Annotated in this window: 14 protein-coding genes; 8 read left to right on the plus strand and 6 right to left on the minus strand. The window is 63.0% G+C overall.

The genetic code is table 11. The features are described 5' to 3' along the window. The first annotated feature begins 224 nt into the window (after window positions 1-224). Complete coding sequence (locus D0T11_RS10620) at window positions 225-3,059, plus strand: PA14 domain-containing protein (RefSeq protein ID WP_182888341.1); 2,835 nt, start codon at window positions 225-227, stop codon at window positions 3,057-3,059. 119 nt (window positions 3,060-3,178) lie between these two features. Here the strand turns inward: D0T11_RS10620 and D0T11_RS10625 are convergent, their stop codons facing one another. Continuing rightward, complete coding sequence (locus tag D0T11_RS10625; RefSeq protein ID WP_119655773.1) at window positions 3,179-3,886, minus strand: head GIN domain-containing protein; 708 nt, start codon at window positions 3,884-3,886, stop codon at window positions 3,179-3,181. A 162-nt stretch (window positions 3,887-4,048) separates the two neighbouring features. On the opposite strand from D0T11_RS10625, the gene D0T11_RS10630 reads away from it, so the two are divergent. Continuing rightward, window positions 4,049-4,516, plus strand: coding sequence for a nuclear transport factor 2 family protein (locus D0T11_RS10630; protein WP_119655774.1), 468 nt, complete (start codon window positions 4,049-4,051; stop codon window positions 4,514-4,516). Window positions 4,517-4,671: 155 nt separating this feature from the next. Here D0T11_RS10630 and D0T11_RS10635 read toward each other — a convergent pair whose 3' ends face one another. Beyond that, a complete protein-coding gene (locus D0T11_RS10635; protein ID WP_119655775.1) occupies window positions 4,672-6,720 on the minus strand; it encodes a M13 family metallopeptidase in 2,049 nt (682 codons plus the stop codon). 110 nt (window positions 6,721-6,830) lie between these two features. On the opposite strand from D0T11_RS10635, the gene D0T11_RS10640 reads away from it, so the two are divergent. Together D0T11_RS10640 and arfB are read left to right on the plus strand one after the other, a co-directional pair. Continuing rightward, window positions 6,831-7,262 carry a hypothetical protein gene (locus D0T11_RS10640; protein ID WP_119655776.1) on the plus strand — a complete coding sequence of 144 codons (432 nt, stop codon included), beginning with the start codon at window positions 6,831-6,833 and terminating at the stop codon, window positions 7,260-7,262. An 848-nt stretch (window positions 7,263-8,110) separates the two neighbouring features. Beyond that, window positions 8,111-8,518: an alternative ribosome rescue aminoacyl-tRNA hydrolase ArfB gene (arfB, locus tag D0T11_RS10645; RefSeq protein WP_119655777.1), complete on the plus strand. Its 408-nt coding sequence runs from the start codon at window positions 8,111-8,113 to the stop codon at window positions 8,516-8,518. Window positions 8,519-8,570: 52 nt separating this feature from the next. Here arfB and mgtE read toward each other — a convergent pair whose 3' ends face one another. Beyond that, window positions 8,571-9,956, minus strand: coding sequence for a magnesium transporter (gene mgtE / locus D0T11_RS10650; RefSeq protein WP_119655778.1), 1,386 nt, complete (start codon window positions 9,954-9,956; stop codon window positions 8,571-8,573). Between the two features lie 236 nt (window positions 9,957-10,192). Between mgtE and D0T11_RS10655 the strand changes: the two genes are divergently transcribed. The 3 genes from D0T11_RS10655 (at window position 10,193) to D0T11_RS10665 (ending at window position 13,890) form a co-directional block, all read left to right on the plus strand. Then, window positions 10,193-11,014, plus strand: coding sequence for a cyanophycinase (locus D0T11_RS10655; protein WP_119655779.1), 822 nt, complete (start codon window positions 10,193-10,195; stop codon window positions 11,012-11,014). Between the two features lie 152 nt (window positions 11,015-11,166). Next, window positions 11,167-12,420 (plus strand): OmpP1/FadL family transporter, encoded by a 1,254-nt coding sequence (locus D0T11_RS10660; RefSeq protein WP_119655780.1) that lies wholly within the window; start codon window positions 11,167-11,169, stop codon window positions 12,418-12,420. 21 nt (window positions 12,421-12,441) lie between these two features. Further along, complete coding sequence (locus tag D0T11_RS10665) at window positions 12,442-13,890, plus strand: SGNH/GDSL hydrolase family protein (RefSeq protein WP_119655781.1); 1,449 nt, start codon at window positions 12,442-12,444, stop codon at window positions 13,888-13,890. Window positions 13,891-14,010: 120 nt separating this feature from the next. Here the strand turns inward: D0T11_RS10665 and D0T11_RS10670 are convergent, their stop codons facing one another. The 3 genes from D0T11_RS10670 to D0T11_RS22515 all read right to left on the minus strand — a co-directional run bounded on the left by D0T11_RS10670 (window position 14,011) and on the right by D0T11_RS22515 (window position 15,709). Further along, a complete protein-coding gene (locus D0T11_RS10670; RefSeq protein WP_119655782.1) occupies window positions 14,011-15,042 on the minus strand; it encodes a YpdA family putative bacillithiol disulfide reductase in 1,032 nt (343 codons plus the stop codon). A gap of 7 nt (window positions 15,043-15,049) precedes the next feature. Continuing rightward, the gene (locus D0T11_RS10675; protein WP_119655783.1) at window positions 15,050-15,496 is read right to left on the minus strand and encodes a DoxX family protein; all 447 of its coding nucleotides are present in this window, start codon (window positions 15,494-15,496) and stop codon (window positions 15,050-15,052) included. Window positions 15,497-15,562: 66 nt separating this feature from the next. Beyond that, entirely contained in the window at window positions 15,563-15,709 is a 147-nt protein-coding gene (locus tag D0T11_RS22515; protein WP_182888342.1) for a hypothetical protein, read from the minus strand. A gap of 232 nt (window positions 15,710-15,941) precedes the next feature. Between D0T11_RS22515 and D0T11_RS10680 the strand changes: the two genes are divergently transcribed. Continuing rightward, on the plus strand, window positions 15,942-16,394 hold the full coding sequence (locus D0T11_RS10680) for a lipocalin family protein (RefSeq protein WP_119655784.1): 453 nt from the start codon (window positions 15,942-15,944) through the stop codon (window positions 16,392-16,394). The last annotated feature ends 35 nt before the right edge of the window (window positions 16,395-16,429 follow it).

The following is a 16,429-nucleotide window of genomic DNA, read 5'->3' on the forward strand; positions in this document are numbered from 1 at the left end:
GGGTTGACCGGAACCGGCCAGCTGGACAGTAAAAGCGCAGGCAACCCGGAATAGTGAAATTGCTCTGATATAATTAATACAAAATAAAATTAAAATATTGATAATTTGATAATTTATTTTATCTTAGGTGTACGGTGAATAGTGTCTTTATTACATAAAATCATCTTAAGATGAAAAAAATACTCGCTTCCGCTGCTTGCGTTCCTTTCTGTTGCTGGCTGGTCGTGTTGCTCTGGTTGAGCAGTATGGGGGCGCAGGCGCAGCCCACGGCCTGTTCCGGTTCCGACCCGGGCGGGCAGCCGGCCGCCAGCGGCTTGTACGCGGAGTATTTCAGTGGGTATTTCGAAGATGCCCCGGGGTTTTTCTCCGATAACAGCCAGCCGGCGGGGCTGATCCGGACGGAGGCCAGCGTGAACTTCGCCACCACTGCCAGCTTCGGCGACCTGCGCCCGGTGTCCGCTGGCACGGCCCTCGACCCCGACCGGTTCAGTCTGCGCCTGCGGGGCAGCCTGCACGTGGCCACGGCGGGCTCCTACACCTTCTACCTGACGGCCGACGACGGGGCTTACCTCTGGCTCGACGGGGCCGCGCTGGCCCTGCCACCCTCCGTGGGCACCGCCCTCATCGACAACGGCGGCCGCCACAGCAGCCAGACCCGGTCGGCCACGATTACGCTGAGCGCGGGCCGGCACAACGTGCTGATTCTGTACGGCGAAGACTGCTGCGACAACGTGCTGGTGTGGGAGTACGAAGGCCCCGACCTGGCCCGGCAGGTGGTGCCCGCTACGGCCCTGTGCACGGCCCTGGCCCCCGCGCCACTGCCGCCCCAGGCCATCACCTACGAGCCTGCTTCGGGGGCGCTGCCCACGGGCAGTACGCGCAGCTCCGGCGTGCCCACCGTGCAGGACGGAGGGATGGCCGTAACGGGCTTCGCGCTGGCCAACGCCGCCAGCCTGCCGGCGGGTATCAGCATTAACCCGGCCTCCGGGGTGCTCACGGCGGCAGCTTCGGTGCCCCAGGGAACGTATGATCTGGAGGTGGCCCTGAGCAACGCAGCCGGCACCAGCAGCTTCCGCAATGCCTTCCGGTTTCTGGTAACCGCGCCCCTGCCTGGGGGCTGCGGCGGCCCCGACCCCGGGGGCCACCCGGCCTCGGCGGGCCTGTATGCCGAGTATTTCAGTGGCTTCTTCAACGATGATCCGGCCTTCTTTTCCAGCACCTCCGCCGGCCTGATCCGGACGGACGGGCAGGTGAATTTCCCGGCTGATGATAGTTTCGGGGCTTTGCAGACGGTAGCCGGCGGCTCGGCCCAGAATCCGGACCTGTTCAGCCTGCGCCTGCGCGGCAGCCTGTACCTGGCCGCTACCGGCTCATACACCTTCTACCTGACGGCCGACGACGCGGCCTTCCTCTGGCTCGATAACGCGGCCCTCGAAACCGTTCCCGTTCGGGCCGACGCTACCATTGATAATGGCGGTAGCCATCCGGCCCGCACCGTGGCCGTAACCCTGGTGCTGGGAGCCGGCCTGCACAACGTGCAGCTGCTCTATGGCGAACAGACGCTCGGCAACAGTCTGGTGCTGGAGTACGAAAGCCCGGCGCTGGGCATCGCCCGGCAGGTGGTGCCCGGCAGCCTGTTCTGCACGGCGGTCCAGCCCGCAAAGGCTCTGCCCACTGCCCTGAGTTACTCGCCCGGCACGTTGCGCGTAGTGGTGGGCAGTAGCGGCGCTTCCGGTATGCCCACCGTAACCAGTGCCTCCCCGGTGGTGGAATACGAGTTGGCCAACGCAGCGACGCTGCCGGCCGGTATTACCATCAACCCCAACACCGGCCGTGTGAGCGTGGATGCCACCGTGCCCGAGGCCAGCTACGAGCTCAGCATTGCCGCCCGCAACGCCGGCGGCGACTCGGTGTTCGTGAATTCGCTGACGGCCCAGGTAATTGCGCGGGCTCCTGCCGGGTGCGGTGGCCTCGACGCGGGCGGGCAACCCGCTTCCTCGGGTTTGTTTGCGGAGTTCTTTCCCGGCTATTTCAATGATGATCCGGCCTTCTTTGCTACTACCGCAGTTGCCCAGGCCCGCAACGTGCAGGTGCTCGATTTTGAAAGCGCCGCCAGCTGGGGCAACCTGACCGGCGCCGCCAGTGGCACGCCCGACAACCCCGACACCTTCAGCGCCCGGTTCCGGGGCCGGATCTTCATCAGCACGGCCGGTGAGTACACCTTCTACCTCACGGCCGATGATGGCGCGTTCCTCTGGCTCGATAACGCGGCCCTGGTCCCCACGCCCACGCTGGCTTCGGCCCTGATCCGCAATGGCGGCCAGCACCCGGCCACCACCGAGTCGGCCACCATTACCCTGGCGGCCGGCCTGCACGATATTCTGGTGCTCTACGGCGAGAACGTGGCCCTCAACAGCCTGCGCCTGGAGTACGCCAGCCTCGCGGCCGGCATACCCCGCCAGCTCACGCCCGCCGCCGACTTCTGCTCGGCCGCTTCCAATGCCCCGCTGCCGGTTACGCTCACCCGCTTCGGCATCGTGAGCCGCTCCGAGGGCGTGCTGGCCAGCTGGGAAACGGCCCAGGAGCTGAACAGTGCCCGTTTCGTGGTCGAGCGCTCCGCCAACGGGCAGGTGTTCGAGGCCGCCGGCCAGGTGGCCGCCGCCGGCACCACGGCCCGCAGCCAGCACTACACCTTCCTTGATACCGCGCCCTTGGCGGGCCTGAGCTACTACCGGCTGCGCCAGCTGGACCTGGACGGTAGCGCGCATTATTCCAGCGTCGTGACCACCCAGTGGACCAGTGCGAAAGCGGCCCGCCTGAGCCTGTTTCCGAACCCGGTGACTACCGGCCAGCTCACGGTGCGCGTCGAGCAGGCGACGGCCGCCGCCGCCACCCTGGAAGTGCTGGACTTGTCGGGCCGCCTGGTGTTGCGCCAAGTGCTGGCCGGTAGCACCCACCAAGAGCAGATCCTTGATGTGGGCACCATGCCCACCGGCATCTACCTGGTGCGGCTGCTGAGCCCCAACGGCGTGACGACGCAACGGCTGGTGCGGGAGTAAAGTCCGGTTGTCAGTAAAAAGGTCGGTTATCCTGAACTACGCTCAGGATAACCGACCTTTTTACTGACAACTGACAACTGACAACTGACAACTGACAACTGACAACTGACAACCAGCTCCTAAATCCGATGCACGCGGCCGCTGCCGGCTATTGAGCTGTTGATGCGCGGGTTGCCGCTCACGAACACGCCGCCGGAGCCGGCAATGCGGGCATCCAGGGTTTCGGTGGCCTGTACCCGGCAGTTGCCCGAGCCGCTGATGCGCACGCTGCACGTTTTGGTCTGGAGCTTCTCGGCCCGCAGGCCGCCTGAGCCGCTTACCGCTACCTCCTGACGCGGGGCAACCCCGGCCATCTGGATGCTGCCCGAGCCCGAAATGGCGGAGTGAATTTTATCGGCCGTCACGCTGGCCAGGTCTATCCCGCCCGAGCCGCTGACCGCCAGATCCAGGTTATCGGCCCGGATGCCGTCGGCCGCTTTCAGGCTTCCGGAGCCGCCTACCGCCAGGCCCGTAACGATGGGCATGGTCACGTATACCGTTACGCTGCCCTTGAAATTCGACCAGCGCATACCGTTCTGCGGCTTGGTACCAATGCGCAGCTTGCCGCCGCTAACGGTGGTTTCGAGGCGGGCCAGGTCCTCGGCGTCGCCTTCCACTTCTACCAGCTGCGGGCTTCCCTGGCGCACAATTACGCGCATACTGCCGCCCAGGCTCACGGCGGTAAAGGCCTCCACGCGGCGGGTTTCGCGGGTGTTGGCGGGCCGGAAGGCCGAAAAGAGCAGGACGGCCAGCAGCAGGCCGGGCAACAGAAGGCGGAGCGTTTTCATAAGCGCAGAAAGTGAATGGTGGATAGTTGCGGGGGTAGATGGCCGGGGGCCGGCAACCGTTGCCCGGGCTCAGAAAAAAGAAGGGCGCCGCCGCCGTTTCCCCGTGCGGCTCTCCTGCCTTTTTGGCTAGCTTTAACGGGCTGGTCAGTTCCGGCCGTCATCATGCACCCGCACCAGGACCTACTGCCCCGTTTCTACCAGGCCTTCCAGCGCCGCGACCACGCCGCTATGGCCGCCTGCTACCATCCCGAGGCCACTTTCAAGGATGCCATTTTTCAGTTGCAGGGAGCCGAAGTCGGCCAGATGTGGCGTATGCTCTGCGAGCGGGGCGGCGACCTACGCCTGACCTACAACGACGTTTCGGCCGATGAGCGCCAGGGCCAGGCTACCTGGGATGCGCGCTATATGTTCTCTCAAACCGGCCGCCCCGTGCACAACCACATTCAGGCCCGGTTCACCTTTCAGGACGGCCTCATCGGCACCCACCACGACGAGTTCAGCTTCTGGCGCTGGTCGCGGCAGGCCTTGGGAATGCCCGGCTGGCTGTTGGGCTGGTCGGGGATTCTGCGCCGGCCGGTGCAGGCCAAGGCCCGCCGGGGACTGGCGCAGTTCATGAACCGGCCGAAGTAGGCGAACATATCAGCAAAAAACGGGCTGTCATCCTGAGCGGAGTGAAGGACCTTATCACCACGGTAGGACGAGTCGTGTTTACGATTATCGTTTCAGCGTGATAACATCCTTCGCTCCGCTCAGGATGACAGCCCGTTTTGTCAAAAAGCTAAGCCCTACCAAATCTTCACCCGGGCCGAATCGGGGCGGTAGAGCTGGTCGCCGGGTTTCACGCCGAAGGCCTCGTAGAAGGCGGGCACGTCGGCGAAGGGGCCGTTGATGCGGTACTGGGCGGGCGAGTGCACGTCGGTGAGGATGGCCTGGGCCAGGCGCTCGTCGCGCTGGTGCACCTGCCAGCCCAGGGCGTAGCCCAGGAAGTAGCGCTGCACCGGCGTGAGGCCCCCGATTTTCTCGCCCTTCTTGTACTGCTCCGTCTTCTTGAAGGCATCAAGGCCGATGACGATGCCGCCCAGGTCGGCAATGTTCTCGCCGGCCGTGGCCTTGCCGTTGATGTGCAGGGAGTCAAGCACGGTGTAGCCGTTGAACTGGCGCACGATGCCCTTCACCCGCGCATCAAACGCCCGCCGGTCCGATTTGGTCCACCAGCTGCGCAGGTTGCCCTTCTCATCGAACTGGCTGCCCTCGTCGTCGAAGCCGTGGGTCAGCTCGTGGCCGATGGTGCTGGCCCCGGCGTAACCATAGATAATGGCGTCGTCGGCATCGGCATCGAGCAGGCCGGGAACGGCGAAAATGGCGGCCGGCAGCACAATTTCGTTGTTGCTGGGGTTGTAGTAGGCATTGTAGGTCTGGGGCGTCATGCCCCACTCAGTACGGTCGACGGGCTGGCCCAGCTTGCGGGCCTCGTAGCGGTAGCGCCACTCGTTGGCCCGCATCACGTTGGCCGCGTAGGACGTGCGGTCGATGCGCAGCGAGGAGTAGTCCTTCCACTTGTCGGGGTAGCCCACCTTGCGCGTGATTTTACCCAGCTTCACCAGGGCCTTCTGCTTGGTGGTGTCGCTCATCCAGTCCAGGGCCTTGATGTGCTCCCGGAAGGAGGCCACTACGTTTTCGGTCAGCTGTTCGTAGCGTTTCTTGGTGGCGGGCGTGAAGTATTCCTTCACGAACAACTGGCCCAGGGCCTCGCCCATGGCGTTTTCCTCGGCGTCGAGGACGCGCTTCCAGCGGGGGCGCTGCTCCTTGGCACCTTGCAGCACGGTGCCGTAGAAGCGGAAATTTTCCTCATCGAAGCCCTGGCTCAGGGTGGGGGCGTAGGTGTGCACCAGCTGCCATTGCAGGTAAGCCTGCCAGTCGGCGAGCGGGGCGGTGCGCAGTAGGCGGCCGGCTTCGCGGTAGAACTCCGGCTGGCCCACAATCACGGTGTCGGTACCCGCGAAGGCCATTTCGGCCAGCCAGGGTTTCCAATTGAGGCCCGGCGTCAGCTCATCGAGCTGGGCCACCGACAGCTTGTTGTAGTTGGCGTAGGGGTCGCGCAGGGCTTCGAGCTTGCGCGAGGCGGCGGCTAATTTGGTTTCCAGGGCCAGCACGCGCTGGGTGTTGGCCTGGGCCGTGGCCGCATCCTGACCCAGCAGCCCGAACATCGTGGTCAGGTGCTTCTGGTACTCCTTCCGAATGTTGCTGGTGCGGGCGTCCTGGTTAAAGTAGTAGTCGCGGTTGGGCAGGCCCAGACCCGCCTGCCAGAGCTGGAGGGCCATTTTTTCGCTGTTCTTGGCATCCTGGCCCACGTAGCCCCCGATGAGCGCATTCACACCCAGCAGCTGCAACCGGGCAATGGCCGCCTGCACGCCCGTCACGGTGGTAATGCTGCGGATGCGCGTCAGCTCCTTCTGCAACGGTTCCACGCCCTGGCGGTTGATGGCGGCGCTGTCCATGCCGGCGGCCCAGAAATCCCCGATTTTCTGCTGGGCCGTGCCCGTGGCGGCCTTGGCCCGGGCGGCTTCCTGGTTGAGCTGGCGCAGGCGCACGTAAATCTCGTTCTGCACTTCCTTACCAATGCCCCAGTTGCTCTCGGAAGCCGGAATAGGGTGGTTTTTGAACCAGGCCCCGTTGGCGTAGCGGTAGAAGTCGTCGCCGGGGCGCACGGTGGTATCGAGGTTGGCCTGAATCAGGTCGGGCTGGTTGGCCGTGCCGGAGTTGCTGCCGGAGTTGCAGGCACTCAGGGCGAGGCCGAGTAGGGGGGCAGTCAGCAGCAGAGGAGAAAACTTCATAGCGTTTTTCGTTGCTCGTTTTTCGTTGTTCGTAGGAAGGTAGCGGAAACGGCTGAGTTGTTAATGGGCCGGCTACGACGAACAACAAAAAGCGAGTAACGAAAAACGCTATGACCCTGCCCCATTTGCTACTGCTCAACTTCGGCCTCGCCGCCTACCTCACCGGCCTGATCTGGACGGTGCAGCTGGTGCATTATCCCGGTTTCGCCCGCGTGGAACCCGCGCAGTTCGAGCAGTTTCACCGGGAGCATTCCACCCGCATCAGCTGGGTAGTAATGGCCCCGATGCTGCTGGAGCTGGGCGCGGCCGGGTATCTGGCCTGGCAGGGCGAAGCACTGGGGCCGGCCATGCGCTGGGGCCAACTGGCGCTGGTGCTGCTGGTGTGGGCCAGCACGTTCTTCATCACCGTGCCCTTCCACAACCGCCTCGCCCGGGGCTACAACTACGTGGCCATCGACGGGCTGGTGCGCACCAACTGGCCCCGCACCCTGGCCTGGACTGCCCGCGCCGGGTGGCTGGGGTGGGTGCTGTGGAGCCTGTGAAGGGCCAAACTTCCCTCGGGATGGCAGTGCCTTTACTAAGCCTTACGTCCCCCCGGTTGCTGCTGAACCCCAGCGGGGCGGAATTAGTCGTGCCCCGAATACTACCGTCCCGTTGGGGGGCTGGTGCCTGAGTAAGGCCTTTTTCGCTGCCCATGATGCCCATAATGCCTCTGCGGGCCTCAGCCGCAACCGGGGTGCGTAAGTCCTATGCAGGCAGGTAAACACCTGTCGTTTTTTTGGTTGGGTGTTTACCTCGCAGGTAAACACTTGTCGTTTTTTTGGCCGGGTGTTTACCTCGCAGGTAAACACCTGTCGTTTTTTTGGTTGGGTGTTTACCTCACAGGTAAACACCTGTCGTTTTTTTGAGCGGGTGTTTACCGGCGGGCAGGGGGCGGGGGCGTTGTGGTGGCGGCCCACATCTTCGGCTTTCTGCGCCTGGTGAGCGGGCCGGCAGAAGGGGCAACCTTTACGGCAACGGGAGGAGCAAGTGCAACCTGATGCCGCACCTGGGCGAAACAACCGACTCGCCGGTGGGCCTGCCCGTAGGCAACCCAGAGCACTTTTTAAAGTAGTTTACCGGTGATGCCCGGTGTAGGGGCGGGGCTGCGCTTTCCTGCGGCTGGCGCTACCTTCCTGCTGCGTAAGTCCTAAGGGCATGGTCAGGGCTTACGTACTTCGCTTACTTTTGAGCCCCGGCGTGGGGTACTGGGTTGCTAGCGCCTCCCACCTTGGGCTTTATGGCCGGAGAAAGGCCCTGTTCGATAAGCATAATGCCCCTCCGGGGCTCAAAAGTTAGCGGAGTACGTAAGTGCTGCCTGTATCACCTTCAAAATTTCACAGTAAAAACCATGCTTCCCCCCGCCGCCGACTTCCTGCCCGAACTCCAGTTCCAGACCAGCCGTAGCAGCGGGCCGGGCGGCCAGCACGTGAACAAGGTGGAGAGCCGCGTAGAGCTGCGCTTCCGGGTGGCCGACTCCCAGCTGCTCACCGACGAGCAGAAGCTCACGCTGCTGGAAAAGCTGGCTTCCCGCCTTACCCAGGAAGGGGAGCTGCTCATCACGGCCCAGGAAGACCGCAGCCAGCTGCGCAACCGCGAAACGGCACTGCTCAAGTTTCACCAGCTGCTCACCAAAACTCTGCATAAGCCCAAGGCCCGTCGCCCCACCAAGCCCGGCAAAGGCGCCGTGCGCAAACGCCTGGAGTCCAAGAAAAAGCACGGCGACAAAAAGACCAACCGCGGCCGGGTAGATTTTTAGAGACACTGCAAGCGCCATGTTGTTACGGGCAGCCGCAGTCCGTTGCTTCGCCCTACAGCAGCGTGCCGCGCAGCACCATCGTGGCCACCGAGAAGTAGATAATCAGGCCCGTCACATCCACCAGCGTCGCCACGAAGGGGGCCGAGGACGTGGCCGGGTCGAGGCCCAGGCGCTTGAGCAGCATGGGCAGCATGGCCCCGGCCAGCGCCCCCCACAGCACAATGCCCAGCAGCGAGAAGCCCACCGTGACGGCAATCAGCGACCAGTAGGGACCGAAGTAGCCGGGGTCGACGTAGTTGGCCCACAGCACGATGCGCAACGAGCCCACCACGCCCAGAATAACGCCTAGCAGCAGCCCCGACAGTAGCTCCCGCCGCAGAATCATCCACCAGTCTGACACCGTGAATTCGCCCAGGCTCATGGCCCGGATGATGAGGGAGGTGGCCTGGGAGCCGGCGTTGCCGCCCGCCGAAATAATGAGCGGAATGAACAGGCCCAGCACGGCGGCCTTCTGCAAATCGTCTTCGAAGTGGTGCATGGCCGAGGTGGTCAGCATCTCGCCCAGCAGCAGAATCACGAGCCAGCCGGCGCGCTTCTTCACCATGTTCCAGATGGAAGTAGCCAGGTAGGGCTCGTCGAGGGCTTCGGAGCCGCCCAGCTTCTGGATGTCCTCGGTGTCTTCTTCTTCCCGGATGTCGAGGATGTCGTCGATGGTGACGATGCCGAATAGGATGCCCTGGTCGTTGACCACCGGCAGGGCCACCCGGTCGTTGCGCCGGAACTCGTCGATGGCCTCCTCCTGGTCCTGCATGCTGCTCAGGGAGATGAAGCGGCTATCCATCAGCTCACTCACCCGCGTGTCGGGGGCGGCCAGCAGAAACTCCCGGATGCGGATGTCGTCAATGAGCTTGCCCCGCTCGTCGGTTACGTAGAGCACGTTCAGGGTTTCCGACTGCCCGCCGTGGCGGCGGATGTACTCCAGCACCTGCTGCACCGTCCAGCTTTCGCGGATGGCAATGTAGTCGGGCGTCATCAGGCGGCCCACCGAGTACTCGGGGTAGCCGAGCAGCTCCAGCGTCACCTTGCGCTCGGCCTCCGAAAGCGTCTGGATCAGCTCCCGGACCAGCTCATCGGGCAGGAACTCCAGCAGCGCCGTCCGGTCGTCGGGCGACATTTCGTTGAGGATGTCCGAAATCTTTTCCTGGCTCAGGTTGGCCAGAAAGTGCTTCTGAATATCGAGGTCGAGGTACTCGAACACCTCCGTGGCCAGTTGCAGGGGCAGCAGCCGGAAAATGATGAGCTGCTCGCGCTCCTCCTCCTGTTCCAGCAAATCGACCACTTCGCTGGGTTCGAAATGCTTGAGCGCCTCCTTGAGCTTGAAAAACTCGCCCTCCTGAATCAGGGACGTGATGTGGTCGAGAGTGGGGTGCTGATTCATGAAGTAGGAAAAGGCGTGTTTCTCGCTAGGCAGAAGGCGTTGGTGAAGCGGGCCGAACCGGCGCGCAAAAGTACGGCTTTCCGGGGCCAATCGGTTGCCGGGGAGCCAATTTTCTGGCCGCCCCGCGCCGGCCGGCCCCGCTGTTGGGGGGGGCGGCCCCGCCGCCTTTCGGGGCGGGCGAAGTTGCCGAATTGCGGGTAGCGCGTACTTTTGGCCGTCCTTCCTGCTTCGTTCCTATGTCTGAGCCCCTTGTTGCCCCGCCGCTTGGCACCCTCGTTGCCCTTGGAGGGGGCGATGATGACGCCCTGCTGGCCCTGCTCTGCGACCTGCTGCCGGGGGCCGACACGCCGGTAGAAATCATCACGGCAGCCTCCTGGCGCAACGCCGAGCGTACGGCGGCGGCCTACGAGAACTCGTTCCGGGAGCTGGGCTGCGCGGCGGCCCGCCACCTGCCCATCAACGAGCACCATCCCGCCGATTCGCCCTCGGCTCTGCGCCGCCTGCGCCGGGCGGGCCTCGTGTTTTTCAGCGGCGGCGACCAGGAGCGCATCACCGATTTTCTGCGGGGCACCGAGTTTCTGCGCGTTCTGCACGAGCGGTATCAGCAGGAGCCGGACTTTATGGTGGCCGGCACCAGCGCCGGGGCCGCCGCCCTCACCGAGCAGATGCTGGTGGAAGGCTACGGCTGGCGCGCCCTGCGCAAGGGCGGCATCCAGACGGCTGCCGGCCTGAACCTGCTGCCCCGCCTGTTTATCGACCAGCATTTTGCCGAGCGCGGCCGCTTTGGCCGCCTGGCCCACGCCCTGCTCGCGCACCCCGTGTTTCTGGGCATCGGACTGGCCGAGGAAACCGGCCTGATTGTGCGCGGCGGGCAGCGGGCCGAAGTATTCGGCGACGGGGTGGCAACGGTGATGGACGGCCGCCACCTGCACGGCAGCAACCTGGGCCGCATCGGGCGGGGGGAGCCCGTGAGCGGGCAGGGCCTGCGCGTGCACCTGCTCGTGGCCGGCCAGCACCTCAACCTGCTGACGCGGGAAGTGACCGGCTCCCCCCAGTAACCGCTCACGCCCGCGCACCAGGCGGGCGTGAGCACTCGCAAACCCGAAAAAAACCTGCGGCTAAATTTGTTCGGCGTGCCGACTAAATCATTGTCTTTTTCCCTACATTTAGGCCATTGACCCCCTAAATTCTCACTCATCTCACTCTTTGTATGAAATTTAAGTCTTTACTTCTTGCAGGAAGTGCGCTGCTTACGGGCACGGCCGCCTCGGCGGGCGGCTACCAGGTAACGCTGGCCGGACAGAAAAACAACGGCATGGGCGGGGTTGGCGTAGGGCTATCCCTGGATCAGGCGGCCATGTTCTACAACCCGGGGGCCTTGGCCATGGTGAAGGACCGGGGTATCCATCTGGGAGCCAACGGCACGTTTGCCCGGAATTCTTTTGTGGCCGAGGGAGGCAACCAGCAGCGCGAGCTGCGCAATACCGTCACGACGCCTTTCGGCCTGTTCGCGGCTTTCGGCCCGAGTGAGGGGAAGTTCCGGGCCGGCATTGGCGTCTACACGCCTTTCGGCAGCAAGCTCCAGTACGCCGATGGCTGGGAAGGCCGGACTGCTCTGACCGACATCGACCTGAAGTCGGTTTTCGTGCAGCCAACTTTCAGCTACGCCATTACCGATAAGCTCAGCGTGGGTGCCGGCGTGGTGGTGCTGGCCTTGGGTTCAGTGAACCTGCAACGCGATATTCCGCTGCCCGACTCGTTCGGCCACATCGAACTCGACGGCAAAGCCGAAACCAAGCTCGGCTACAACGTCGGCGTTTTCTTCAAGCCATCCGACAAGCTGAGCGTGGGCCTCAACTACCGCTCGAAGATTGATGCGGAGGTGAAGAACGGCGACGTGACGTTTACCGGAATCAACTCCCCCGTATTCCAGCCTCGTTTTCAGGAGGGTACCAAGTTCGCGGCCACGCTGCCCCTGATTGCCACTACCAGCATCGGTATCGGCATTATGCCCAACGAAAACCTGACCATCGGCCTCGATGCCAGCCTGGCCAACTGGAGCGCTTACAAAACGCTGCGCTTCGACTTTACCAAGCCCGTAAACGGCGCCGACTTCAGCGAGTCGCGGCGTGAGTACGAGGATGCTCTCACCTTCCGTCTGGGTGCCCAGTACAAGCTCACCAGCGGCCTGACCGTGCGGGCCGGCGGCTCGTATGATGAGAGCCCGGTAAAAGATGGGTTCGTAACGCCCGAAACGCCCGACAACGACCGCCTGGCCGGTACGCTCGGCGCTTCCTACAGCTTCGGCAAGTTCGGCGTCGACCTTTCGGGCCAGTACATCGGCATCAAGAAGCGGACGCAGACGCAGGCCGAACTCATCAACAACGGCACCACCGACCGGATTGCCGGAACCTACAAAACCAACGTGGTAGTTGCCGGTCTGGGCCTGAACTACACCTTCTAACGCGACTCACTCTCCGACTCCATGATGACTTCTTTTTTACTACGCAAAGCTACGCCGCTGGCCCTGCTGGCGGGCTTGGGTCTGACGGCTTGCCAGCCCGACTTAGAAGGTGATTTCAGCCCAAGCAACGGTGGCGTCGACTTCTCCAACTACATCGCCGTGGGCAACTCGCTCACGGCCGGCTTCTCCGATGGTGGCCTCTACCTAACGGGCCAGCAGCAGTCCTATCCTGCCCTGCTGGCCCAGCAGTTTAAAACAGTAGGCGGCGGCGAGTTCGTGCAGCCGCTGTTCAACGTGGCCAACCAGCAGAACGGCTCGGGCTATCTGCGCCTGGCGGGCTTCACGGCTGCCGGCTCGCCCATTACGGCCAGTGTAGCCACCAATCTGGCGTTGCGCCAGGGAGCCACGGCTACCCGGCCCCTGTACACCAAATTCACTGATCCGGTGAATAACCTGGGCGTACCGGGCATCCGGCTCTCCGACGTGGAGACGGCCGGCTACGGCAGCGTACTGGGCAATCCGTATTTCGAGCGGATTTCGCCCGACAACAGCAACCAGACCTACCTGGCGCGGGTTACCGCTTCCAATCCCACCTTCTTCACCAACTGGCTGGGCAACAACGATGTGCTGGGCTACGCCACGGCCGGTGGAGCCGCCAGCTTCCTGACGCCCACCGCTGATTTCACGGCCAAGAATGCCAAGATTATCGATGCCCTGACGGCTAAAGGCGCTAAGGGCGTGGTGGCTACCATCCCGGACGTTACCAATATTCCGTTCTTCACGACGGTAGGCCCCTCCTTCCGCGCTACGCTGGAGGCGGCTAAGGTGCCGGCCATCGTAGTCACGACGGGCGGCTTCTCGGGTACGCCCGGTGCGCCACCGACCCGCAAAGTGATTCCCGTCAACACGATCCGCAATGCCAACGGTTCGTCCGGTAATCAGCTGTTTACCCTCACCTCGTCGCCGTACCTGCCGTTATTCGGGATGCCCAACAAAGGCAAAGCGTGGCGCGATGTATACAACCAGGCCAAGCCGTCGTTGCCCGCTTTCGTAACGCTGGGACTGTTTCTGCAATTGCAGGGCGTGGATACCGTGCAGGCTTTCGGGGCCACTGCGGCTCACCCCTTCCCGAGCACCCTGGTGCTTGACGATGCGGAGCAGGTCCTCGTGAAAGACGCTACTACGGCGTTCAACAACTCCATCAAGGCCAAAGCCGCCGAAAAAGGGCTGGGCGTATTCGATGCGAATACCTTCTTCGCCCAGGTGGCCAGCAATGGCATCGTCACGAATGGGATCAGCAACACGGCGGGCTTTATTACCGGCAATCTGTTCTCGCTCGATGGCGTACACCCTACGCCGCGCGGCTATGCCATTGTGGCCAACGAGATGATCAAAGTCATCAATAGCACCTACGGAGCCAAGGTGCCGACGGTGAACCCCAACGACTACCAGGGCGTAAAATTCCCGTAATCAGCGCCGCGCTCAAGCAAACGAAAAGTGCCCGTCTCACATGAGACGGGCACTTTTCGTTTGCCCGGGAGCAGCCGTTCATTCAAGCGCATAGCCGTAGCAGCTGGTGCCTGAACGCTCCTAACTTCCGGACTGCACCTGCTGCACTATCTCCGGCAACTCGGGCGCGGCCTCGCCGGCCAGGCGGGCGGCAATGAGTTGGGCGTGGTAGCGGCCGTTTTCGATAAACCAGCGGCTGGTGTTGAGGCCCCCGCAGACGGTGCCGGCCAGGTAGAGCCCGGGGCGGTTGGTTTCCAGCGTGTCGGCGTTGTGGGTGGGCGTGCGGGCCGCGTCGGTGCCGCCGGTGATGCCCAGGGCCGCCAGAAACGAGAAATCGGGGTGGTAGCCGGTGAGGGCGTACACGTGCTGAGCCGGCAGCGTGCGTAAGCCTTCGGGCGTGTTCACTTCCACCGCCCCGGCCCTAATGCGCGCCACGGTGCTGTTGAACAAGGCCCCGATCCGGCCCTCCTTAATGCGGTTCACCAGGTCGGGCCGGATCCAGTATTTTACCGATTCACTGATTTCGGGACCGCGCACCACCAGCATGGGCCGGGCTCCGGCGCGCAGCAGCTGCAAAGCGGCTTTGGCCGAGGAGTTTTTGGCCCCGATAATCACCACGTCTTGGTCGGCGTGGGCGTAGGGTTCCTTGTAGTAGTGGGTCACGTGGGGCAGTTCCTCGCCGGGCACGCGCAGGTAGTTGGGCACGTCGTAAAAACCGGTAGCCACCACCACGAAGCGTGCCCCGAGCCGGCCCTTGTCCGTCACGACGGTGAAATTGCCCTGCTCCCCTTCGAGGCCCAACACCCGCTCGTAGAGGCGTAGGGTGAGCTTTTCGGTCTGGGCCACGCGGCGGTAGTAGTCGAGGGCGTCTTCGCGCAGGGGCTTGTAGTGGAGCGTGGTCATGGGGTGGCCCCCGATTTCGAGCAGCTCGGGCGTGGAGAAGAACTCCATGTTGGTGGGGTAGCCGATCAGCGAGTTGACCAGCGCGCCTTTATCGAGCACTGCTACCGAAAGGCCGCGCCGCTGCACTTCCAGGGCGCAGGCCAGTCCCACGGGCCCGGCCCCGATTACGGCTACATCGAAGAAGGTGTCGGCTGAGAAATTGGTTGTCATACAGAAGTTACCGGCGGGCGGCGGCTTTGTTTGGCCGGCGGGCCATGAGAGACTTCAGGGCTCCCGTGCTCCACAGCGCCCAACCAATGAGCACGGGCTGGAAGAACAGGCGGCCCAGGCGCTTGGCGTCGGTATCGAGGCCAAAGGCGGGCAGGTGGTGCGTGTACTGGTGGATATTGCCCGGAAACACGGCCGCGTAGAACAGCCCCAGCCCCAGGCCCAGCCGAATCCGGTTGCGGCCCTTCAGCCCCAGCAACCCCAGCCCGAGCCCAATTTCTAACACGCCTGACAAGAGCACGACGGTATCCTTATCAAGCGGGATGAAATCGGGTACCTGGGCCTGGAACTCGCGGCGCTGGAAAGTGAGGTGGCCGGTGCCGGCCACCACCATGAACGTGCCCAGCAGGCTGCGGGCTACGTTCTGGAGAGTATTGGTGTGCGGGTTTTTTAGCATAGTAAAGGGCCGGGAGTGGTCCGGCGCTCAGCTCTACGGCAAACTGACCGGCCCGGGTACTTTCCGCTAGTGGGCCTGCAACCAGTTCTTGCCCGTGCCTACTTCCACTTCCAGGGGCACGCCGTGGGGCAGCAGGGCGGCGGCCATCAGCACCTGCGGGGCGGCAGCCCCCGCAGGTGCCGTCGCAGGCCAAGGGTGCTGAACCTGAGCCACCCGCATCCTCCGGCTGCGCAAGGATTGCCGGTAACGGTTCAGGGCGAAAGTATGAGCCAGTGCCGACCGGCAGTAGATTAGGGATTCTGGAAAATCAGGGGCTATATTTGCGTCGCTAGTGATAGGTAAGAGTTAGCAGGATAGTTAGGTAGTTGTATTTTTCTTGGAGCCATACTAAACGGAAAGCCCGGGCCTGTCACGCGCGTTTTCATCCATTTTTTTTATCCTATCAATGAAACGTATTGCATTCCTTGCTCTGGCTATTGCGGCCAGCAGCGCCTTTGTTGGTTGCGGCAGCGACAACGATCCGGCACCAAAGTCTAAAAGTGAGCTGCTGATGGCCAAAAGCTGGCGCGTAACCGCTCAGACCGAGTCAGTAGGTACTGCCACTCAGGACACATTTAGCAGCGAAGATGCCTGCACGAAAGATGACCTGGCAAAATTCATAGCGAACGGAATCTTCATCGCCGATGAAGGAAAAACCAAGTGCGACCCTTCTGATCCTCAGCAATTTGCCGGTAACTGGGCCTTGACTTCCAATGAATCGAAGTTGCTTATTACCGTGTTTATCGCGGCTATTGAGTTCGATATCAACGAGCTGAGCGAGAACAAAATGGTCTTGACTACGCAGGAAACCGATAGGGGAGTGACTACGACCACCCGCACGACGTACGTAGGCGAGTAGGTTCGCAGCAGCGCCGCCCATGCAAATGCCCGCTT

It is taken from the genome of Hymenobacter rubripertinctus, from assembly GCF_003583925.1.
GTDB lineage: Bacteria > Bacteroidota > Bacteroidia > Cytophagales > Hymenobacteraceae > Hymenobacter > Hymenobacter rubripertinctus.